We start from the raw sequence: 21,088 nt of genomic DNA on the forward strand, positions 1-21,088 counted from the left end.
ATTAACTACTTTTAAAAGCACAAGGCCTTTTTTTGCCTTCTAACATCATTTTAGCCAAGGAGTTCAGTTTTATTTTCGTATAAACATCGTTAAAGCACCGGGTCCTTTCCGTTGTGTGCGCTGGCAGGTGCCTTTTTCCTCCCCAACGGCTGTGTCCGCGGGGAAATCTCCCCAATCAAGAGAAAGACCCTTGCTGGCTGTCCGTTTGAGCTTGATGTTCGTGTAATTCGCGCGCTTGCAGCTGAGAAGAGGGCATGGCTGTGGGCGGAAGAGCGCTAGCGCCCGCCTTTAAAGATTTGTTCCTACCTCCTCATCCATTCCATTCAAGGGAACAAATCTTTAACAGCGGCTAGAGCCCACAGCCTTTCCCTCCATCCATGCATCCAAGTCACGAATACGCATATCAAAGGACGCCGCAAAGCGTTTTTCACAGATGATAGTTGATTGTTGACAATTAAGTGTAGCTCATCATATAATCGAATCATAATTGATTATTGATTTTTAGGAGGATTATACAAATGAATGTTTTGGCAATATGTGCTCATCCTGATGATGCTGAAATTTGGTGCGGTGGCACCTTGGCCAAGTACGCGCTGAGAGGCGACAAGGTTACAATCGCGATATCGACAAATGGAGAAGTAGGTTCTCCCACATTGCCCAAAGAAGAAATTGCCGAGATTCGCAGGAAAGAAGCTCAAGAAGCGGCTGATATAATTGGCGCTGAATTAATCTGGATGGGCTATCCTGATGAATTCCTGTTCGACAGAGAGGAAACAAGGCTGACATTTATTGATGTTATGCGCCAAGCTCAAGCAGATGTCGTGCTTACTCACTATCCTCAGGATCTCTATAATCCGGACCATACGATAACAGGTCAAATTGCCAATGATGTTGCCATTATGACAACCGTTCCGAACATCGTAACGAATCATCCGCCAATTGCGAAAATTCCTGTCGTGTATTTCATAGAAACTTTGGCAGGACTCAATTTTCACCCTGAGGAATATGTGGACATTACGGATACGATTGAGATTAAGCAAAAAATGCTGGCAAAGCATGAAAGTCAAGTAGGGGACTGGCTTAAGGATCAATACGGCTCTAATGCTGCAGAGATGGTAGAGATCATTTCCCGTTTCCGCGGCATTCAAAGCGGTGTGCGCTATGCGGAAGGCTTTATCCGGGCAAAGGCTTATCCGCGCAATATTACGGGCAGTCTTTTACCTTAAAGTATAATGAATTCAATAGGAGCAATTAACCTAATGAACCTAGTGGTTATTACTAACCATTAGGTTTTTTCTGTTAGAAAATCACCGATTCTTAATCCGCTGCCCCCTTTTCTTCACACACACAGTGATGAAACTATCTTTTGAATTTGGAATAACTGATCAGATTTGTACATATATTTCTCAGAGATTCTATGTGAGGAAGCCATACATCACGAAATAGGTGGATAATAGGTGGATACTAGAAAAAAAGATTTGCCCCACCTAACATAATTGTTGTAAAAGCGCATATATTTCTTACTAGTCCAGATGGTTGTACGAGCCAAACTGTAGGAGGGATTCTCTTGGAGAAAGTGGATATATTTAAGGACATTGCAGAGCGGACGGGAGGGGATATTTACCTAGGCGTTGTAGGAGCAGTCCGAACTGGTAAGTCAACCTTTATTAAACGTTTCATGGAATCTGTAGTGCTGCCGAACATACAAAGTGAAACAGATCGAATTCGGGCTACAGATGAGCTCCCGCAGAGTGCGGCAGGTCGAACTATCATGACAACGGAGCCAAAGTTCGTGCCGAATACGGCCGTTCAGATTTCCGTTGCAGAAGGTTTGAATGTCAATGTGCGGCTGGTTGATTGTGTTGGTTATGCAGTGGAAGGTGCAAAGGGGTACGAGGATGAAAATGGTCCTCGGATGATCAGCACACCTTGGTTCGATGAACCGATTCCTTTTCAGGAAGCGGCGGAGATTGGAACGAGGAAAGTGATTCAGGAGCATTCTACTTTAGGGGTTGTCATCACAACGGATGGCACCATCTCAGAAATTCCAAGATCCTCATATGTGCTCGCGGAAGAAAGAGTAATTGCCGAGCTCAAAGAGGTGGGTAAACCGTTTATCGTGATTGTCAACTCGCAGAAGCCTAACAGTGAGCCCGCGCAGGAGCTGCGGAGCGAGCTTCAGAGCCGTTATGATGTCCCGGTAGTAACTATGAGTGTCGCAAGTGCCGGGGAGGAAGAGATGGTCTCTGTGCTTCGTGAGGTGCTCTATGAGTTCCCTGTGCATGAGGTGAATGTCAATTTACCAAGCTGGGTCATGGTGCTGGATGAGAATCACTGGCTGCGCGACAGATTTGAGAACTCGGTTCGGGATACCGTTCAGGACATTCGCCGGTTGCGTGATGTGGATCGGGTAGTCAGCCAATTCTCCGATTATGATTTCATCGACAAAGCCTCGCTGGCAGGGATGAACATGGGGCAGGGTGTAGCCGAAATTGACTTGTATGCACCGGATGAGCTTTACGATCGCATCCTTATGGAGGTCGTAGGCGTGGAAATTCGCGGCAAGGATCATCTCTTGCAGTTGATGCAGGATTTCACGCATGCGAAACGGGAATACGATCAGTTTGCAGAGTCTCTGGAAATGGTGAAGACAACTGGTTACGGGATTGCGCCACCGACGCTCGCTGAGATGATCTTGGATGAGCCTGAGCTGATCCGTCAAGGTTCCCGCTTCGGAGTCCGCTTGAAAGCGACTGCACCATCCATTCATATGATCCGGGTGGATGTCGAATCTGAATTCTCACCGATTATAGGTACGGAGAAGCAGAGTGAAGAACTGGTTCGCTATCTGATGCAGGATTTTGAAGAAAATCCTTTGAAAATTTGGGAATCGGATATATTTGGCAGATCGCTGCATTCTATTGTCCGCGAAGGCATCCAGGGCAAGCTGGCGATGATGCCGGATAACGCAAGATATAAGCTGCAGGAAACATTAGGACGCATCATTAACGAGGGTTCCGGTGGACTTATTGCCATTATTTTATAAGATTACTGCGTTACTAACGCGGCACTTTATCCAATGACATCAAGCACTCAAAAGAGTGCTTTTTTGTCATTTTTAATCCAATTCTAGCACAAATGAATAAGCTAGACTTGAAATTGCTTCGTCTGTGTATTACTATAAGTTTGTTCATCTATTCTAGAAAGTTGATTTTGACTGCGAAATTCAAGGAATTTTGCTGCTTCTATGTATATTTTTGAACGAAACGGTGAAAACAGAACAGTAATGGATGAAAGTATGATGGGAGGAGGTGAATGGCATGAATAAATCTGAATTGATCAATAAGGTATCGGAAACCTCCGAGCTTTCCAAGAAGGATGCAACTAAAGCAGTAGATGCTGTTTTTGACGCTATTTCCGAAGCTTTGCAAAGCGGAGATAAGGTACAACTTGTAGGCTTCGGGAATTTTGAGGTTCGTGAACGTTCCGCTCGTAAAGGACGTAATCCGCAAACCGGAGAAGAGATCGAAATCGCTGCAAGCAAGATCCCTGCGTTTAAACCAGGTAAAGCGCTTAGAGATGGAATTCAATAATTACTAGTTTTACATAGGGTTCCATAATAACATGCATAAGAGCCGTGATCCCTTTATTGTGATCGCGGCTCTTATGCATTAAACTATTGCAGGGATGCGCATCAAGTGCTATAATGTGAAAGTGTTATTTGAGGTACAGCCGGAAAGCATACATATAATTTGCCTGTTAACGGGTGGTGGCTCAGCTTGGTAGAGCACTTGGCTGGGGGTCAAGGGGTCGCAGGTTCAAATCCTGTCCACCCGATTCGACAATGAAAGTGGACTTCGCTTAGGCGGGGTCCACTTCTGTTATGATCTGTAGTTGACTTGTGGGCATTTTTTTAGCATCATTAAGAAAAAGTGCTGTGTTAAGTAAAGAAGTGGGGGAAACCATGGAAACTAATAATAACTCAGGTCAGAATGAATATTTTGTTATCAAAGCTAAAGATAACGGTGTACATGTCATCGGTTTGACAAGAGGTCAGGACACACGTTTTCACCATACGGAAAAGCTTGATAAGGGTGAGGTGATGATTGCTCAATTTACAGAGCATACATCTGCCGTAAAGGTTCGGGGAAAGGCTATTATTATGACGAAGTTCGGGACTATCGATACGGAGGCAGAATAATATTCTCTGATGGCAGGCATAGCCTGCTTTTTTTCATTGTACAATGGTGTATAAGCTATGGAGGTGCCATGTACATGAAATGGAGAACGCGAATATTTATAACTGCTGGTTTATCAGCTTTGTTGGCTTTAGGGATGTCCGTCCTCCCTGGACTGGATACTTCCTCCAGATCAGGCGTATTAGAGAATGGCCAGAGTAATCATGCTGCTCAGCTGACGGATAAGAATCTGGTTGATTTACTTGTCCAAATTCCACTGCAGCTGCGCATTCGCAAGGTAGAGCTGAATCACTCCATTCTTTCATTGGATCTAAATCTACCGAAGAATGTCCAGGAAGAAGCCGTTTATCGCGACTTGTACACAATTGCCCAAACGACGATCCAGAAGACCGCTAATGTAAATCAGGTTCTGGTACGCATTATGGACTATGCGGGTGCCGCAAACGGGGCGTCAGCCCAGCTAGTATTAGCTATGGAAGCAGACAGGGAGCACGCACGTAACCTGAATGCCAACGTCCAGGAGGTGAGCTCAATCCTGCTTGAACAGCAGGTGAAAGCACACTTTCACCTGACCTATACATCCAGATGGCAAGAGAGATATCCGTTATAATTAATTGTGCTTCTATAAACCGGATATGATATAATTACTTAGATTAAGCAAGAATGCTGTTGTGGCATAAGGTAACGGAGGCTTTTGTATGAATTCTTATCGGATCCCAGAGATCGCCAAGCAATACACAGACTATGACATGATTCAAACCCATACAGACCTGCCTGATTTCCCGGATTATCGCACTCGTCTGTTGTTTGCGTTCTTAAACGGAAATTCCAAGCTCAGAGAATCCAGCGAACTATTCGCTTTAGTAACTTCCTTAGTCCAGATAGGGCTCGATACGCATGATCGGGTGTCCATTACGAATGATGTGAAAGAGAAGAAGGTGGCACGCTCCAGACAGATGAAGGTGCTGGCGGGCGACTATTTCAGTTCTCTCTACTACAATCTGCTCGCGCAAACTGGACAAATCGAGCTCGTTAGTCTTCTTTCTACTGCCATTTGTGAGGTTAACAGGCAGAAAATGAATCTTTATATGATGATGAAACAGCTGAAGGTATCTGCCGAAGAGTACATTCAACATTTGGTGGAAATCAATTCCGAGCTTTTTTTATCCTTTTCCGGATACTTGGAAGAGATGTACCACCAGGCATATCCGGAGCTGCTTAAGGGCTTTACGAAGTGCGAGGTTATTTTCAAAGAAATATTCCGTACAGAATCGGCTGAAGATTTTCAAGGAAGCTGGGGGTTCTGGCACATTTTGCAAAATGGTTCGAAGGAAGAGCGCAAGCAGCTGCAGGCGGAGGAAGTTGATCCTTTGAAGGTAAAGATGCTGATGCGCAAATACAATGTATCCACACAGCTCTATCAAATGCTGGATTTTCATATTACACAATTGTTTACTCTTGTGCACAAGCTTGATTCGGATAAGCTGATTAGTGAACTATTTCACATTGGCGAGCCTTTTCTGCGTTTTTTATCCAAGCCCAAAGTGCTCGAAGAAATTTGAGGTGACATCTATATGCAGAGCAAATCCAAAGAAGAATTCGTACATTCCGTTTTTGAAAGTATTGCACCCAAGTATGATTTGATGAACAATGTTTTGAGCTTCCGCAGACATAAAGCATGGCGCAAGTTCACCATGAAGAGAATGAATGTGCAGCCTGGAGAGCTTGCGCTTGATCTCTGCTGCGGTACTTGTGATTGGACCATCAGTCTTGCTCAAGCAAGCGGAAACGGGCCAATAATCGGTCTTGACTTTAGTCAAAACATGCTGGATTATGGCGCTGTGAAAATTAAAGAGCTTGGATTGGACAAGCAGATTACTTTGATCCGCGGCAACGCTATGAGCTTGCCCTTTGAGGACAATTCGTTCGATTATGTAACTATTGGTTTCGCACTGCGCAATGTTCCGGATCTGGAGCAGGTCATTAGAGAGATGCAGCGGGTTGTTAAGCCGGGAGGCATGGTAGTTTCTTTGGAGCTATCCAAGCCAACCTGGCAGCCTTTTAAATCCATTTATTACTTTTACTTCCGACAAGTGCTTCCTTTTCTCGGCAAGCTGATCGCTAAGCGTTATGACCAGTACAAATGGCTGCCGGAATCCTTAGTGAATTTTCCTGATCATAAGCAGCTTGCTGCTATATTTGGCAAACAGGGATTACAGCAGGTAGAGGCCTATCCGCTTACAGGGGGAATTGCGGCACTGCATGTCGGCATTAAGGGGAAATCCAACTTGGGAGTGTAACGATCCTATGCTTACTAAAATTAAAATTTTTCTGGAAATGATTAAATTCGAGCACACGGTTTTCGCTCTGCCGTTTGCTTTTATGGGAGCTATTCTCGGGGCTGTAGTGATGACAGACCAACTGCCTACCTGGGCACAAATTGGCTGGGTTACGCTAGCGATGATAGGTGCAAGAACGGCCGCGATGTCGCTTAATAGGGTCATAGACCGTGTAATTGATAAGAAAAATCCAAGGACAGCGAACCGGGCAATCCCTGCTGGTCTGATTTCTTCCAAACAAGTATATTTGTATATTTTAATTTCATTTGCGCTTCTTTTTCTGGCAACTTCGAACTTAAGTGCTTTATCTATGAAACTGCTGCCAATCGCAGTGTTTTTTCTTGTCTTCTACTCCTATACCAAGCGCTTCACCTGGGCGTGCCATTTTGTATTGGGCGTGACACTGGGATTGGCACCATTAGGCGCATGGGTCGCTGTCACTGGTTCTATAACTCCTGCCGCACTTATTTTTTTCTTAACTATCGTCTGCTGGAGCAGCGGCTTTGATTTGATTTATTCCTGTCAGGATGCAGATTTCGACCGCAAGGAAGGTTTGCACTCCTTCCCGGGCCGTTTCGGGATTCCAGTCGCATTAATGACTGCACGTGTGCTGCACGCTTTGACGGCAGTTGGACTGATTGCCTTATTTTTTATGGCCAATTTAAGCTGGTGGTATTTAGCAGGGCTTTGCATTGCTTACCTGATCTTATTTTATGAGCACACGCTGGTCTCACCGCGGGATTTGTCCAAGCTTAATGTGGCTTTCTTTACGATGAACGGTATTCTAAGCCTGGTGGTTTTCGCCTTTACACTGATAGACTTGCTGTTGGTACATGCCTAAAGGAGCGGCTGCTTGTATGCCATTCATTTGTAAAGTGCTGGTCAGCGTGAATATCGAACATTCCTTATACAGAAGATGGGGAGAAAGTGATGAATAAAGAGGATAATCGAATTCGGATAGGACGGATTAACTATACCAACGTGTGGCCGATTTATTACTATTTTGCTGATTTGGTGCCTAGGGAACAAGTGGAAATTATCCATCAGGTGCCAACAGGCTTAAATAAAGCGATGGCAGCCGGTGAGATTGATATGGGACCAATTTCTTCCTTTGCTTACGGGGAATCATTCGAGAATTACCTGCTGTACCCCGATTTGTCGGTGAGTGCGTTCGGTGCAGTAAATTCCATTTTATTATTTCACGAAAAACCGCTGCAGGAGATTGCCGGTGGAGAAATCGCACTGCCTACAACATCGGCTACCTCAGTGAATTTGTTGAAAATCATTCTGGAGAAATTTTACAAGGGGAAACCCCGTTACACCTATGCTCCGCCAATTCTAAGTGATATGATGAACAAGCGGGACGGGGCTTTGCTGATTGGTGATGATGCCATCAAGGAAAGCTGGCGCAACAAGAAGTATATGATCACGGACCTTGGGCAAGAATGGGCGAAATGGACAGGGAAATGGATGTCTTTCGCTGTTTGGGCGATTCGCCGGGCCGTCGTGGATCAACAGCCAGAGCTTGTTAAAGGCATTTTTGACGCGTTTGTCCAAAGCAAACACATGGCCCACGCAGATCCATCGGCTATGATCAAAGAGGCAAAGAGCTCTGTAGGCGGAAGCAGTGAGTATTGGCAGCACTATTTTAGCAATCTGTGCTATGATTTTGGGGTTGAGCAATGGAAGGGACTGCAATTATATTATCAATATTGCTGGGAGCTTGGCTTTCTGCCGAAGCAGGCAACAGTGGAAATATGGCAACAAAATAGAATAGCACGGGTGACGGAATGAAAAATCTATTAGATATTTATTCGCGTAAGAAAAAAGATGTGGCAGCTATAGAAAGAGAGCTGGAGGAAAGTGTATATTCCGATCACACCATGCTGCGCGAAACTTCCTTGCATTTACTTAAAGCCGGAGGGAAAAGAATACGTCCTGTATTCGTTCTACTTTCTGGGGAATTTGGCGCGTACAAGCTGGAGACGATGAAGCATATCGCGATTCCTCTGGAGCTTATTCATATGGCTACTCTCGTTCATGACGATGTTATTGATGATGCACATACAAGGCGCGGCCAGCTGACGGTTCGTTCGAAATGGGATAACCGGGTCGCCATGTATACGGGAGACTACATTTTGGCCAAAGCACTTGGTGTAGTAACCAAAATTGCGAATCCAACCGTGCATCAAATTATGTCCAAAGCAATGGTTGAGATGTGCATCGGCGAGATGGAGCAAATCCGTTTCTTTTTCAATTCCGAGCAGACCGTGCGTGATTACCTGCTGCGGATCAAGCGGAAGACAGCTTTGTTAATCGCAATTAGCTGCCAGCTGGGAGCCATGGCTTCAGAAGCGCCGGACTGGATTAGCAGCAAGCTGTATACATTTGGCTATAACGTCGGTATGACCTTCCAGATACGCGATGATATCCTTGATCTGTGTGGAACTGAGAAGCAGATCGGAAAGCCGCCTGGCAGCGACATTAAACAGGGCAACATTACACTTCCCGTCTTATTCGCTTTGCAGGATCCTGCTTTGAAGCCAGCATTGCTTCAGGAGCTTGCACGCATTCAGCAGCATGATGGGCAGACAGATATAAGCCGGTTTTTGGACATGATCCGCAGCAGTGGTGGTGTGGAAAGAGCTTCAGCATTGTCGCAAAAATATATTCAAAGAGCGATATCTGCACTTGAAGGGCTGCCCGATATAAGGGCCAAGAAGGACCTTGTTGAAATCGCTTATTTCATTGGCAACCGTTCTTACTAGGTGAAGCCAATGGGCTAAGCTTGGATTAGTTATTGTGTATTTAACCTAACTCTAGTACACTAGAAAATGGTGAAATAAAACTCAATATTTGGAGGCATTAATCGTAATGGAAAAAACATTCCTAATGGTCAAACCCGATGGCGTTCAACGCGGCTTGATCGGAGAAATCGTGAAACGTTTCGAACAAAAAGGTTTTCAATTGGTAGCAAGCAAGCTTATGGTCATTTCCAAGGAGCAGGCGGAAGCTCACTATGCTGAGCATAATGGAAAATCCTTCTACGATGAGCTGGTACAATTCATTACTTCCGGACCGGTGTTTGCCATGGTTTGGCAGGGAGATCAAGTCATCACCCTTTCCAGAATTTTAGTTGGCAAAACAAACACACTGGATGCTCTTCCAGGAACGATCCGTGGCGATTTCGCTTTACATACGGGTATGAACCTGATTCACGGTTCGGATTCTCCAGAGAGTGCAGAACGTGAAATTGGTAATTTCTTCAAGCCTGAAGAAATCATCGAGTATAAACAAACAATCCAAGATTGGATTTAAGGTGGCGGAGAATGATAAGGGCCGATGTCCTTATCATTTTTTCTTTTTTAGCAGGCAGGAATTTCTGTTTCCCGCACAGAATCATTATATCCAGCACGTTTGCCGAGGTGGGAGCACAGAGTGGAAGACAAAGACTTTTTATTTTTTATTAAAAAAATTAAGGATGTAACATCCATCGATTTGGCCCAGTACAAAGAGGCGCAGATGAAGCGGCGGCTAACAACGCTCAGAATGAAACGGGGCTACGATACCTTCGCCGCTTTTTTTGATGCGATGATGAAAGATAAGGTTTTATTTTATGAATTTCTGGACCGTATGACGATTAACGTCTCTGAATTTTGGCGTAACCCTAATCGTTGGGAAATTGTCGAGCAGCGGTTTTTACCAGAAATGATTCGTAAGAATCGCAGACTTAAGGTATGGAGTGCTGCTTGCTCTACGGGTGAGGAGCCTTACACCCTAGCCATGATTCTTGCGGAGCAGGGAGTTCTTGCAGAATCGCAGCTGCTGGCAACCGATATAGATGATGGAGCCATTGAGAAGGCACGCAAGGGCATTTATTTGGATAGGGCTTTGCGTGAGGTTCCCGATAAATATGTGAAGAAATATTTTCGCCAAGATCAAGCGTCAACATTTCTGGTGGCGGATGAATTGAAACGGGCTGTTAGATTTCAAAAGCAGAACCTGCTCGTCGACACATTTGATTCAAATTTTGATTTAATTGTGTGCCGCAATGTTATCATTTATTTTACTGAAGAAGCGAAACATATTTTATACCAGAAGTTTTCCAAAGCTTTAAAGCCAGGCGGTCTTCTGTTCGTTGGATCCACAGAGCAGATTTTTTCTCCCGGGCAGTATGATTTTGAGCCAGCGGATACGTTCTTTTATCGCAAAAAAGGAATCTGATCATTGCAGGGTCTAGGGTCTGTCATGTATAACATCTTCCATAAATTCCTATACTAAGCTTATTGTCTAGATATATAGGAGGGTTTTTATGGACAAGAGAAAAGTGATATCCGCTTATCGCAAGGGGATTATCACGATTCAGGAATGCGCGCAAATATTAGGAATCGATTCGGTGCAGATTATGGGCATGATGAACGATCCCCAAATGGCGGAGCTTCCAAGGGTTATTCAAAAGCAGCCTATGCACGGCTAAAGAATTCCAGGTGTCCGGCGGTATCAGACACGCTTTCGTTAGGCTGGAAACAGCTTATTCGAAGGGCGTGTTTTTTGTATGCGTGCAGTTGCCAAACCACTTAAGCTATACTATAATGACAAAAGATACTTACATGCACCAAAGCGCTAAAGTGTTTGTGGCGAAAAGGTGACCTGGAGCTAGAAGGAAGGGGTAATTGATTTGAGATATTTAACAGCAGGAGAAACGCACGGCCCGCAGCTTACTACTATTATAGAGGGCTTTCCAAGTAATGTGACCCTTAACTTCGATGAACTGAATTTTCAGCTGCATAGACGTCAAAAAGGTTACGGCCGCGGACGGCGCATGCAGATCGAGAAAGATACTGCACAAATTGTCGGTGGCGTGCGTCATGGCAAAACAACAGGTGCTCCAATTGCTCTGGTTGTTGTTAATAATGACTGGAAGCATTGGACCAGTGTGATGGGCATTGAGCCAGTGGAAGATGATAGTGAAGGCAAACGCAGAGTAAATCGCCCGCGTCCTGGACATGCGGATTTGAACGGCGGTCTTAAATATAACCAAAAGGATTTGCGCAACATTTTGGAGCGTTCCAGCGCCAGAGAGACGACAATGCGCGTTGCTTGTGGTGGCGTGGTTCGCCAATTGCTGGCTGAATTTGGAATCAAAGTGGCCGGACAGGTTATTCGTATCGGCGAGGTAGAGGCTAAGCGTGAAGAGCTCGCCATTGACGACCTGATCAGAATTACCGAAGAATCTCCGGTACGCGTTGTGGATAAGGAAGCTGAAGCCAAGATGATAGCTGCTATCGATGCTGCCAAGGATGATGGAGATACACTCGGCGGGATCGTTGAGGTCATCATTGAAGGTGTGCCTGTTGGTTTGGGCAGCCATGTTCAATGGGATCGTAAGCTGGATGGCAGAATCGCCCAAGCGGTGTTGTCGATCCAGGCTTTCAAAGGTGTAGAGTTCGGCATTGGCTTCGAAGCGGCAGAGCGCCGCGGATCTCTTGTTCATGACGAAATTCGTTATACACCAGAAGGCGGCTTCCACCGTGCTACCAATCGCGCAGGAGGCTTTGAAGGTGGCATGACAACAGGAGAGCAGATTGTGGTTCGTGGCGTTATGAAGCCAATATCTACCCTCTACAAGCCGCTTCAGAGCGTTGATATCGATACGAAGGAAGTATTCACAGCACAAGTGGAAAGATCAGATACATGTGCAGTGCCTGCGGCCGGTGTCATTATGGAGAATGTGATTGCCTGGGAAGTGGCACAGGCCTTTATGGAAAAATTCGGCGGAGATTCGCTCGAGGAAATCCGCAGCAATCTAGCCAGTTATTTGAAGCAAGTGGAGAACTATTAAGATGAGAGAGCTCACGGTTGATTTGGGAGACAGGTCCTATCCGATTTATATCGGGTCAGGTGTCCTGGAGGACATAGCCGCGTATTTCGATCGGCATAAGCTTAGCAAAATATCTCCGCTGCTCGTCGTCACCGATTCCTCGGTGGCGGCCCATCACCTCAGTCCGGTGATGGAACGCTTGCAGCGGGGGGGCTACCCGGCGGTATCCTACGTCGTTCCCGCCGGAGAAGCCTCCAAATCCCTCGCGCAGCTCGAGGGAATCGTCACGGCCGCCCTGGAGGCGGGCCTTGATCGCAAGTCTGCGATCATCGCCCTGGGGGGCGGCGTCGTAGGCGATCTCGCCGGCTTCGCCGCGGCTAGCTTTATGCGCGGGATCCGCTTCGTGCAGATCCCGACAACGATCCTTGCCCACGACAGCAGTGTCGGCGGCAAAGTTGGGGTCAACCACCCGATGGCGAAGAATATCATCGGGGCATTCCATCAGCCTGAGCTGGTGCTGTATGATACCTCGACGCTGCTCACACTGCCGATTCGAGAGGTGCGCGCAGGCTTATCTGAGATGATTAAGCACGGTCTCATCTGGGACGAAGCCTTCGTTGCCTGGATAGATGAGCATGCTGGCGAGCTTCTTTCCCTGGATGAGAAGGCGCTGGAATATGGTCTGTACGAGGGCTGCAAGGTTAAGGCAATCGTCGTTTCCCAAGATGAGCATGAGAATGGACTGCGGGCAATTCTCAATCTGGGCCACACGCTCGGCCATGCCCTTGAAGCCGTTGCCGGTTACGGTGAGCTGCTGCACGGTGAAGCCATTTCCATTGGTATGGTAGGCGCTGCGAAGTTGGCTGAAGACTTTGGTTACGCATCGCATATATATACAGAAACGAAACGTATATTCGAGAAATTCGGATTGCCAGTAACGATTCCGTCGCAATTAAATACGGATCGTATCATAGATGCCATGATGCATGACAAGAAATTTAAAGAAGGTGCAATGGTTTATATTGTTCCTACGGCAATAGGGAAAGTGGAAATCCGCAAAGATGTTACCGTAGAGCAAATAAGGAAGATCATAGCACATTTGAAGGAGGATATTTAGTTTATGTGGGTTCGGGGAATACGCGGTGCGACGACTGTTGAACATAATGAGGAGCAGGAAATTCTCGCTGCGACATCGGAGTTGCTTAATGCCATTATTTCAGCAAATGATTTTAATCCGGATGACCTTTGCTCGGTATTCATAACGGTTACGGAAGATATTACAGCTACTTTCCCGGCCAGGGCTATCCGTCAATTAAGCGGATGGGATCTGGTTCCTCTGATGTGTTCACTTGAAATTCCGGTTGAGAACAGTTTGCCCAAGTGCATCCGTCTGATGGTGCTGGTCAATACGGACAAGGGTCAAGCAGAAATGCATCATATTTATTTGAAAGCAGCCCAGGCTCTCCGCCCGGATATTGTGAAATTGACAAATTCATCGCTTTAGTAGTATATTGATAACAGATGAGTGAGTAGAGCAGAGTACAGTAGAGTTTAGATGAGATGAGTCGAGCTGAACAGAGAACGATGGAGATTAGGAATTAGTGAGCCTTATTGCATTATCAGCATATATGTTAGCTTGTACGTTAACATGTAGACGGACTGATAATATTAGGTAAACGCGCCCGCCTTTTGAGGTTCGCGCATCTTTTTTACCGTTGGGCTATTATTTTCGCATTTTCATGTTCGTTTATTCCTTTGACGACGGTCTTATTATTTACTACTGATAACAACCGCCTCTACTTCGGTAGAGGCTTTTTTTGTTGCTCGTCTGCTGAGAGGGGGATGTTGACTATGTATACACCTGAAATCCAAGAAGTGATAAGGCTTGCCAAGAGTTACAATCTGATTCCCGTAGTGCGGCATTTACTGGCTGACACGGAAACTCCGATTCGCGTTTTTCAGCATTTATATCAAGAGCCGCGGGCTTTCCTGCTGGAAAGTGTAGAGGGTGGCGTGAAATGGGCTAGATATTCGTTCATAGGCTCAGATCCTTTCCTGATGATCAGAGCAAAGAACGGGCAGACAGAAGTGCAGACCAAGGGAGAGACAACAACGACTTCAGAGAAGCCTATTGAAATATTGAAAGCCTATCTGCGTTCCTACAGAAGTCCTCAGCTTGCGGACCTGCCTCGCTTCACAGGCGGTGCGGTTGGATTTTTCGGCTATGACTTATTGCAGTATTATGAGAAGCTGCCCGCTCACCGCGTTGATGATTTGCAAATGAACGATATCCAGTTTATGTTTTGTGACCAGGTTATTGCATTTGACCATTTTAAACAGCAAATTAAAGTTATCGCGAATGTGCATGTGCCGGATTTTGCTACGGATGCGGAAATCATTGAGGCCTATCATCAAGCCTGCGCCAAAATCGACGCTACCATTGAAAAGATTAAACGTCCATTAGGCCATGAAACGATGACCCACAATCCGATCACACCGGACCAAGAGCTGGGAGAAATCAACTCTAATATTAGCAAGGAAACATATATCGAAAATGTTGAAAAGGCCAAAGCTTATATTCGAGCCGGCGATATTTTCCAAGTTGTGCTGTCGCAGCGCTTTGAGATTGAGACAGAAGTATCCCCGTTGCATGTTTACCGTGTGCTGAGGACGATGAATCCTTCTCCTTATATGTATGTGCTGAAAATGGATGATGAGGTGATCGTTGGCACATCCCCTGAACTGCTCGTCCGAGTGGAAGAGGAGAAGGTGGAGACGAGGCCGATTGCCGGTACACGGCCGAGGGGAAATACGCCTGAGGAGGATCTGGAGCTGGAGAAGGAGCTTCTGGCTGACGAGAAAGAGCGGGCAGAGCACTTGATGCTGGTTGATCTGGGACGCAATGATCTGGGGCGTGTCTCCGAATTCGGCAGCGTGAAATGTGATACGTTTATGGAAATTGAACGCTATTCTCATGTCATGCATATTGTTTCGAACGTTACCGGTAAAATTGCCAAGGATAAGGATTTCTTTGACGCACTGCTGTCCTGCATGCCTGCAGGTACGGTTTCCGGAGCCCCCAAGCTTAGAGCGATGGAAATTATCGCCGAACTGGAGCAGGAGGCACGCGGAGCATATGCAGGCGCCATAGGCTATCTGGGATTTTCGGGCAATCTGGACACTTGTATTACGATCCGGACGATTATTTTCAAGCATGGTAAAGCCTATGTGCAAGCTGGAGCGGGAATTGTGTGGGATTCCGTACCGGAAAAGGAATATGAAGAAACGGTCAATAAAGCAAAAGCGATGCTCAAATCGATTCGGATGGCCGAAGCTATGTTCAGTGCAGCGCCAAAACCTGTCAGCGATATCAATAAGGATTATTACATCAATACGTTATGAGCCTATTAAATCGAAGCTTACGAACAAAGTTTTCCTTCGGAAAACTCTAAGGAGGAACCAAGTAATGAGTACACAATTTTCGATTCAGCATGCTCTATCCAAGGTGATTGCTAACGGTCATCTGGGGCGCGATGAGGCTCGTGCGGTAATGTCCGGGATTATGGAAGGAGCTGCAACTCCTGCGCAGATTGGCAGCCTGCTGACGGCGCTGCGGATTAAAGGCGAGACGCTTGATGAAATAACGGGGTTTGCAGAAGCGATGCGAAGCAAGGCATTGCCTATCGAGGTTTCCAAGGGAAACCTTCTGGACACTTGTGGAACGGGTGGCGATGGCGCGGAGACCTTCAACATCTCAACGGCCTCTGCGCTCGTAGCCGCTGCTGGAGGCATTCGCGTAGCGAAGCATGGGAATCGTGCCATGTCGAGCAAGAGCGGCAGCGCTGACGTGCTGGAAGCCCTTGGCGTCCATATCGCACTAAGTGCAGAGCAAACGGCAGCTTGTCTGGAGAAGGTGGGCATTTGCTTTATGTTTGCCCAGTCTTATCACCAATCCATGAAGTATGCCGCTGGCCCGCGCAAAGAGCTTGGTTTCCGAACCGTTTTCAATCTACTGGGACCACTCACTAATCCGGCAGGCGCTGACCGGCAGGTGTTGGGTGTGTTCGATCGCGATAAAACTGAAGTCGTTGCAGAAGTTCTGCAGGCGCTTGGCCTTAAACGGGCATTAGTCGTCGCCAGTCTGGATGGACTGGATGAAATCAGCATTTCTGCCCCAACCAAAGTGACGGAGCTTAAGGACGACCAGATTCGCACTTATGAGCTGACACCCGATGATTTGGGACTGCGGGCCACTTCGATTAAAGATGTCGCTGGTGGTGATGCTGGCATGAACGCTGAAATCATTCATCGCATATTTTCGGGAGAGCGTGGGGCATACAGGGATATTGTACTTGCAAACGCTGGAGCTTGCTTCTATGTAACAGGGCAATGCACTACGCTGCAGGAAGGCGTGAAATTCGCCGCAGCGGCCATTGATAGTGGGAAAGCCACTGCAAAGTTAGAAGAATTAGTCCAATTTACGGGAGAGCTGAGCCATGTTTCTTGATAAAATTGTTGCCGTCAAGCTTCAGGAGGTGGCCGCTATGCAGCAAAGCTTTTCTCTAAGTGAAGCAGAGAAGCGGATCAGTGAGCTGCCTGCCTGTCTTGGGTTTGAGCAAGCCTTAACCAGCCGTAAGAAACGCCAGATGGGGTTGATAGCCGAGGTGAAGAAGGCTTCACCATCGAAAGGCTTGATTCGTGATGACTTTGATCCGGTAAATCTGGCAGTTTCTTATGAGAAGGCAGGAGCGGATTGCATATCTGTGTTAACGGATGTGTCATTTTTTCAGGGGAGCAATGCTTATTTGCAGGCTGTTCGTCAGGCTGTGAATGTTCCACTGCTGCGTAAGGATTTTACGATTGATGAAAAGCAAATTTATGAAGCCCGGCTTATCGGCGCCGATGCTATTCTGCTCATTGCAGCTATTCTCACTACGAAACAAATGAAGCAGTTTCTTGAGCTGGCGCGCGATTTAGGACTGGATGCTTTAGTAGAGGTGCATGATCGGCCTGAGCTGGAGCGGGCATTGGAGCTGGATACACAGCTTATCGGAATTAATAACCGGAATCTGCAAACCTTCGTTACGGATTTGAAGACGACAGAATCCCTGATCCAACACATCCCTTCAGGTAAAACAGTAGTTAGTGAAAGTGGGATATCCTCACCGCAGGATATGACCTATTTACAATCCATAGGTTCTCATGCAGTGCTGATCGGAGAGCATTTCATGCGGCAGCCAGATGTTGAAATAGCTGTGCACGAGTTGATGGGCAGCTGATGAGCGTTAAGGAAAGGAGTAAGGCACACATGAGCATGAACAAGCCTTCAATGATCCAAACACCAACGGCCAAAATTTGTGGAATCCGGAGTAAAGAGCAGCTGCAGTCGATCGTGCATCTGCCCATCGCGCATATCGGATTTGTATTTGCCAAAAGCAAGCGTCAAGTGACGCCTGAAGAGGCGGGTGAGATGATTGCCTATCTTCAAGAGCTAGCTTCGAGCGGTGCTGCGGTTCCTTTAACGGTGGGCGTTTTCGTAAATCCAAGTGAGGAAGAGCTGGAACGTACACTGCGGTTGGCTCCGCTTGATGCCGTGCAGCTTCACGGACAGGAGTCTCCGGCATTTTGCAGCATAGTGAAATCACGCTTTGGTGTGCAGGTGTTTAAAGTTGTTCCTCTGCAGAAATTGGAAGCTTCTATACCTTCTTCTGACGCTGTTGCTTGGCAATTAGACCCCTTTCGCGGACATATAGATGTGCTGCTGCTTGATACTTTTGATCCTGTATATGGCGGCGGCTCTGGCAAAACCTTTGCTTGGGACTGCATACCGGTCTATAAGGAATGGACACTCTCAGCCGGTGTCAAGCTGCTTGTAGCAGGTGGACTTGAGCCGGGAAATGTGGCACAATTACTTATTGATTATGAACCTGATGGTGTAGATGTATCCAGTGGTGTGGAAACGGACGGAGTTAAAGATCTGGCTAAAATTAAAGCTTTTATAGAAAGGGTGATCCCATATGCAGGTACCTGATGAACAAGGAAGATTTGGCAAGTTCGGCGGCCGCTATGTGCCGGAAACATTGATGAATGCGCTCGCTGAGCTGGAAGAGGCCTATAATCGCTACAAGGACGATCCTGATTTTATTGCAGAGGTCCGCTATTTGCAGCAGCAGTATTCAGGCAGACCGACTCCGCTGTATTATGCAGAGCGTTTGACTGAGCTGCTTGGTGGAGCAAAGGTATACTTGAAGCGAGAGGATTTAAACCATACTGGAGCGCATAAAATTAACAACACAATAGGACAAGCGGTATTGGCGAAACGAATGGGCAAAAAGAAAATCATTGCGGAAACCGGAGCAGGACAGCATGGAGTTGCTACAGCAACCGTTGCAGCTCTTATGGGAATGGAATGTAAGGTGTTCATGGGTGAGGAGGATACGAAGCGTCAGCAGCTAAATGTGTTTCGCATGAAGCTTCTTGGCTCCGAGGTTATTCCAGTGCTATCAGGTACACGTACACTCAAGGATGCATGCAATGAAACGCTGCGGTATTGGGTCAGTCACGTGGAAGATACTTACTATATTCTGGGTTCTGTAACAGGGCCGCATCCATATCCTATGATGGTTCGAGACTTTCAAAGGGTGATCGGCGATGAATCCCGTGCGCAAATTCTAGAAGCGGAAGGCAGACTGCCTGATGCGGTAATTGCTTGCGTTGGCGGGGGCAGTAATGCTATGGGTATTTTTTATCCGTTTGTCAAGGATGCAGATGTGAAGCTAATTGGTGTCGAAGCTGCGGGTAAAGGTATTCATACTGAAGAGCACGCGGCTACAATGACTAAAGGAACTCCAGGCGTGTTTCAAGGCTCTTTGAGCTATTTGCTTCAGGATGAGTATGGCCAAGTGCAGCCTGCTCATTCGATCTCAGCCGGGCTTGATTATCCCGGAATAGGACCGGAGCATGCGTATTTGAAGGATTCTGAGCGGGCAGCCTATTTCCCGATTACGGATCAGGAGGCTCTTGATGCCCTGCAGCTGTTAAGTCGTACGGAGGGCATTATTCCTGCACTGGAAAGCGCGCATGCGATCGCTCAAACGTTGAAGCTGGCTCCTACGATGTCCAAGGATGAGATTATTGTTGTGAACTTATCCGGCCGCGGCGATAAAGATGTTGAATCCATTTTGGGTTATTTGGACGGGCAGCAAGCGACGCAGGAGGGAAGAGCATGAATTTAATCGATCAACGTTTTGCCGAGCTTAAGGAGCGTGGAGAGACGGCTTTAATTCCGTTTCTCACCGTAGGTGACCCTTCCCTGGATGCCACACTGGAAATCATTCTTGAAATGGAGAAGGCTGGAGCAAGCTTACTTGAGCTTGGAGTACCTTATTCCGATCCATTAGCGGATGGTCCTGTTATTCAGCGCTCCTCGGAGCGTGCCCTTAAGCACCGCATTACGATTCTAGATGTCATTGAGATCGCACGTAAGGCAAGAAACCGCGGGTCCAAGCTTCCCTTTATTCTTTTTACTTATTATAATCCTGTTTTGCAAATGGGCTTGGAGCGCATCTTTAAGCAAATGTCGGAAAGTGAGATCAGTGGAGTAATTATCCCCGACCTCCCGCTGGAGGAAGATAAGGAAGTTCGCGCTATCGCTGCCAAATACGGCATACATTTGATTCCGCTCGTTGCACCAACCTCCAATGATCGCATTAAAAGAATTGCTTCGAGTGCTTCCGGCTTCGTGTACTGCGTATCATCACTTGGGGTTACCGGTGTGCGTTCTGAGTTTTTCGGCGGTATTAACGATTTCATCGCAACAGTTAAGGAAGCAACTTCTTTGCCTATCGCTGTCGGTTTTGGTATATCCAGCCGCGAGCAGGTTGCCCGGTTTGAGGGGGCTTGCGATGGTGTTGTGGTCGGCAGCGCAATCGTCCGTACGATTGAACAAGTACTTCCACTGCTGGAAGCTGATCCTGCGAGTCCTGAGGGGCTTGCACAGATTCACCGGTTTGTGGCAGAGCTTAAGGGGTAAGTTACGGCTAGTAATTAGCAATTATCATTTATTTGTATAGGAAAATAGGAAAACACGTTGTCTCTATATGGGGCGGCGTGTTTTTTTATGCTTTTTATTAGCCAGAAGTATAAGCTTATGGGGTAGGTTGGAGTGAATTGTTTCCTTTTAGCCAGTGCAGCTTTGCAAGTGATGAAGTGAGAGAGTTTTTCCCTATCGCCATCATCCTTTTCCATCAGGAAAGTAAATTCTGCGGGCAGCCCGTTTGAGAGTACACTTCCTGTAGTTCGTGTGCTTCGTTTGCTTGATTTAACGATGTTTTTCATCGTTAAATCAAGTGTTCGAGGTCAATCGGTCACGTTAATGATGATTTTCATCGTTAAAGTAAGGATGTGGACCTGACCTGACGCTTTTAACGATGAAAAACATCTTTAAAGTTGCAGGTCCTTCTGAGTTGCACACGATCTTCATCCCATGTGCCTCCACCCGCTAGGAAATCTCCTCCAACTAAGGGAAAATCCTTTGCTGACAGTCAGTTTGAGCTTGGTATTCGTGTGATTTGTGTGATCCATGCGATTGTAGCTGAGAAGAGGGAATGGATGCGGGTGGAAAAGCGTTAGCGCCCGCCTTTAAAGATTTGTTCCAACCCTCACATCTATTCCATTCAGAGGAACAAATCTTTAACAGCGGTTGGAGCCCATAGCCCTTACCACACTCA

At 46.7% G+C, this 21,088-nt stretch carries 22 protein-coding genes and 1 tRNA gene; all 23 read left to right on the forward strand.

Features of this window, described 5'->3' with window-relative positions; all coding sequences use genetic code 11:
• Positions 1 to 518: 518 nt before the first annotated feature.
• The 23 genes from J2Z66_RS30525 (at position 519) to trpA (ending at position 20,391) form a co-directional block, all read left to right on the forward strand.
• Entirely contained in the window at positions 519 to 1,226 is a 708-nt protein-coding gene (locus tag J2Z66_RS30525; protein WP_209976550.1) for a PIG-L deacetylase family protein, read from the forward strand.
• Between the two features lie 341 nt (positions 1,227 to 1,567).
• Complete coding sequence (gene spoIVA, locus J2Z66_RS30530) at positions 1,568 to 3,046, forward strand: stage IV sporulation protein A (RefSeq protein WP_209976551.1); 1,479 nt, start codon at positions 1,568 to 1,570, stop codon at positions 3,044 to 3,046.
• A 274-nt stretch (positions 3,047 to 3,320) separates the two neighbouring features.
• Positions 3,321 to 3,593 carry a non-specific DNA-binding protein Hbs gene (gene hbs / locus J2Z66_RS30535; protein WP_209976552.1) on the forward strand — a complete coding sequence of 91 codons (273 nt, stop codon included), beginning with the start codon at positions 3,321 to 3,323 and terminating at the stop codon, positions 3,591 to 3,593.
• A gap of 170 nt (positions 3,594 to 3,763) precedes the next feature.
• Positions 3,764 to 3,837, forward strand: a tRNA-Pro gene (locus tag J2Z66_RS30540).
• Between the two features lie 127 nt (positions 3,838 to 3,964).
• Entirely contained in the window at positions 3,965 to 4,201 is a 237-nt protein-coding gene (mtrB, locus tag J2Z66_RS30545) for a trp RNA-binding attenuation protein MtrB (RefSeq protein ID WP_209976553.1), read from the forward strand.
• A gap of 74 nt (positions 4,202 to 4,275) precedes the next feature.
• On the forward strand, positions 4,276 to 4,809 hold the full coding sequence (locus J2Z66_RS30550; RefSeq protein ID WP_209976554.1) for a hypothetical protein: 534 nt from the start codon (positions 4,276 to 4,278) through the stop codon (positions 4,807 to 4,809).
• Between the two features lie 88 nt (positions 4,810 to 4,897).
• A complete protein-coding gene (locus J2Z66_RS30555; RefSeq protein WP_209976555.1) occupies positions 4,898 to 5,761 on the forward strand; it encodes a heptaprenyl diphosphate synthase component 1 in 864 nt (287 codons plus the stop codon).
• 12 nt (positions 5,762 to 5,773) lie between these two features.
• Positions 5,774 to 6,499 carry a demethylmenaquinone methyltransferase gene (locus J2Z66_RS30560; RefSeq protein ID WP_209976556.1) on the forward strand — a complete coding sequence of 242 codons (726 nt, stop codon included), beginning with the start codon at positions 5,774 to 5,776 and terminating at the stop codon, positions 6,497 to 6,499.
• Positions 6,500 to 6,506: 7 nt separating this feature from the next.
• Positions 6,507 to 7,379, forward strand: a complete 873-nt coding sequence (locus J2Z66_RS30565; protein ID WP_209976557.1) for a UbiA-like polyprenyltransferase — start codon at positions 6,507 to 6,509, stop codon at positions 7,377 to 7,379.
• Positions 7,380 to 7,468: 89 nt separating this feature from the next.
• A complete protein-coding gene (locus tag J2Z66_RS30570) occupies positions 7,469 to 8,332 on the forward strand; it encodes a menaquinone biosynthesis protein (protein WP_209976558.1) in 864 nt (287 codons plus the stop codon).
• Complete coding sequence (gene hepT, locus J2Z66_RS30575; RefSeq protein WP_209976559.1) at positions 8,329 to 9,306, forward strand: heptaprenyl diphosphate synthase component II; 978 nt, start codon at positions 8,329 to 8,331, stop codon at positions 9,304 to 9,306. Before J2Z66_RS30570 ends, hepT begins: the two co-directional genes overlap by 4 nt.
• A gap of 106 nt (positions 9,307 to 9,412) precedes the next feature.
• On the forward strand, positions 9,413 to 9,856 hold the full coding sequence (gene ndk / locus J2Z66_RS30580; RefSeq protein ID WP_209976560.1) for a nucleoside-diphosphate kinase: 444 nt from the start codon (positions 9,413 to 9,415) through the stop codon (positions 9,854 to 9,856).
• A 120-nt stretch (positions 9,857 to 9,976) separates the two neighbouring features.
• Entirely contained in the window at positions 9,977 to 10,762 is a 786-nt protein-coding gene (locus J2Z66_RS30585) for a CheR family methyltransferase (RefSeq protein WP_209976561.1), read from the forward strand.
• Positions 10,763 to 10,850: 88 nt separating this feature from the next.
• Positions 10,851 to 11,015 carry a hypothetical protein gene (locus J2Z66_RS30590; RefSeq protein WP_209976562.1) on the forward strand — a complete coding sequence of 55 codons (165 nt, stop codon included), beginning with the start codon at positions 10,851 to 10,853 and terminating at the stop codon, positions 11,013 to 11,015.
• Positions 11,016 to 11,210: 195 nt separating this feature from the next.
• Positions 11,211 to 12,380 (forward strand): chorismate synthase, encoded by a 1,170-nt coding sequence (gene aroC / locus J2Z66_RS30595; RefSeq protein WP_312894847.1) that lies wholly within the window; start codon positions 11,211 to 11,213, stop codon positions 12,378 to 12,380.
• Between the two features lies 1 nt (position 12,381).
• Positions 12,382 to 13,476 (forward strand): 3-dehydroquinate synthase, encoded by a 1,095-nt coding sequence (aroB, locus tag J2Z66_RS30600; protein ID WP_209976564.1) that lies wholly within the window; start codon positions 12,382 to 12,384, stop codon positions 13,474 to 13,476.
• 3 nt (positions 13,477 to 13,479) lie between these two features.
• A complete protein-coding gene (aroH, locus tag J2Z66_RS30605) occupies positions 13,480 to 13,863 on the forward strand; it encodes a chorismate mutase (protein ID WP_209976565.1) in 384 nt (127 codons plus the stop codon).
• Positions 13,864 to 14,210: 347 nt separating this feature from the next.
• Entirely contained in the window at positions 14,211 to 15,761 is a 1,551-nt protein-coding gene (gene trpE / locus J2Z66_RS30610) for an anthranilate synthase component I (RefSeq protein ID WP_209976566.1), read from the forward strand.
• Positions 15,762 to 15,825: 64 nt separating this feature from the next.
• Positions 15,826 to 16,866, forward strand: coding sequence for an anthranilate phosphoribosyltransferase (trpD, locus tag J2Z66_RS30615; protein WP_209976567.1), 1,041 nt, complete (start codon positions 15,826 to 15,828; stop codon positions 16,864 to 16,866).
• Positions 16,856 to 17,638 carry an indole-3-glycerol phosphate synthase TrpC gene (gene trpC / locus J2Z66_RS30620; RefSeq protein WP_209976568.1) on the forward strand — a complete coding sequence of 261 codons (783 nt, stop codon included), beginning with the start codon at positions 16,856 to 16,858 and terminating at the stop codon, positions 17,636 to 17,638. The genes trpD and trpC overlap by 11 nt, the downstream gene beginning before the upstream one ends.
• A 29-nt stretch (positions 17,639 to 17,667) precedes the next feature.
• Positions 17,668 to 18,390 (forward strand): phosphoribosylanthranilate isomerase, encoded by a 723-nt coding sequence (locus tag J2Z66_RS30625; protein ID WP_245375963.1) that lies wholly within the window; start codon positions 17,668 to 17,670, stop codon positions 18,388 to 18,390.
• Positions 18,377 to 19,588 (forward strand): tryptophan synthase subunit beta, encoded by a 1,212-nt coding sequence (gene trpB, locus J2Z66_RS30630; protein ID WP_209976569.1) that lies wholly within the window; start codon positions 18,377 to 18,379, stop codon positions 19,586 to 19,588. The genes J2Z66_RS30625 and trpB overlap by 14 nt, the downstream gene beginning before the upstream one ends.
• Positions 19,585 to 20,391 (forward strand): tryptophan synthase subunit alpha, encoded by an 807-nt coding sequence (gene trpA, locus J2Z66_RS30635; protein ID WP_209976570.1) that lies wholly within the window; start codon positions 19,585 to 19,587, stop codon positions 20,389 to 20,391. The genes trpB and trpA overlap by 4 nt, the downstream gene beginning before the upstream one ends.
• Positions 20,392 to 21,088: the final 697 nt, after the last annotated feature.

The sequence above is a fragment of the Paenibacillus eucommiae genome (assembly GCF_017874215.1).
GTDB lineage: Bacteria > Bacillota > Bacilli > Paenibacillales > NBRC-103111 > Paenibacillus_AI > Paenibacillus_AI eucommiae.

Coding starts and splice junctions, on each gene's coding strand:
- trpB (WP_209976569.1), top strand. CDS start 18,377: ATGCAGGTACCTGATGAACAAGGAAGATTTGGCAAGTTCGGCGGCCGC.
- J2Z66_RS30590 (WP_209976562.1), top strand. CDS start 10,851: ATGGACAAGAGAAAAGTGATATCCGCTTATCGCAAGGGGATTATCACG.
- aroH (WP_209976565.1), top strand. CDS start 13,480: ATGTGGGTTCGGGGAATACGCGGTGCGACGACTGTTGAACATAATGAG.
- trpE (WP_209976566.1), top strand. CDS start 14,211: ATGTATACACCTGAAATCCAAGAAGTGATAAGGCTTGCCAAGAGTTAC.
- aroB (WP_209976564.1), top strand. CDS start 12,382: ATGAGAGAGCTCACGGTTGATTTGGGAGACAGGTCCTATCCGATTTAT.
- J2Z66_RS30560 (WP_209976556.1), top strand. CDS start 5,774: ATGCAGAGCAAATCCAAAGAAGAATTCGTACATTCCGTTTTTGAAAGT.
- J2Z66_RS30570 (WP_209976558.1), top strand. CDS start 7,469: ATGAATAAAGAGGATAATCGAATTCGGATAGGACGGATTAACTATACC.
- hbs (WP_209976552.1), top strand. CDS start 3,321: ATGAATAAATCTGAATTGATCAATAAGGTATCGGAAACCTCCGAGCTT.
- J2Z66_RS30565 (WP_209976557.1), top strand. CDS start 6,507: ATGCTTACTAAAATTAAAATTTTTCTGGAAATGATTAAATTCGAGCAC.
- J2Z66_RS30550 (WP_209976554.1), top strand. CDS start 4,276: ATGAAATGGAGAACGCGAATATTTATAACTGCTGGTTTATCAGCTTTG.
- J2Z66_RS30525 (WP_209976550.1), top strand. CDS start 519: ATGAATGTTTTGGCAATATGTGCTCATCCTGATGATGCTGAAATTTGG.
- J2Z66_RS30625 (WP_245375963.1), top strand. CDS start 17,668: ATGAGCATGAACAAGCCTTCAATGATCCAAACACCAACGGCCAAAATT.
- ndk (WP_209976560.1), top strand. CDS start 9,413: ATGGAAAAAACATTCCTAATGGTCAAACCCGATGGCGTTCAACGCGGC.
- trpD (WP_209976567.1), top strand. CDS start 15,826: ATGAGTACACAATTTTCGATTCAGCATGCTCTATCCAAGGTGATTGCT.
- J2Z66_RS30555 (WP_209976555.1), top strand. CDS start 4,898: ATGAATTCTTATCGGATCCCAGAGATCGCCAAGCAATACACAGACTAT.
- mtrB (WP_209976553.1), top strand. CDS start 3,965: ATGGAAACTAATAATAACTCAGGTCAGAATGAATATTTTGTTATCAAA.
- trpC (WP_209976568.1), top strand. CDS start 16,856: ATGTTTCTTGATAAAATTGTTGCCGTCAAGCTTCAGGAGGTGGCCGCT.
- trpA (WP_209976570.1), top strand. CDS start 19,585: ATGAATTTAATCGATCAACGTTTTGCCGAGCTTAAGGAGCGTGGAGAG.
- hepT (WP_209976559.1), top strand. CDS start 8,329: ATGAAAAATCTATTAGATATTTATTCGCGTAAGAAAAAAGATGTGGCA.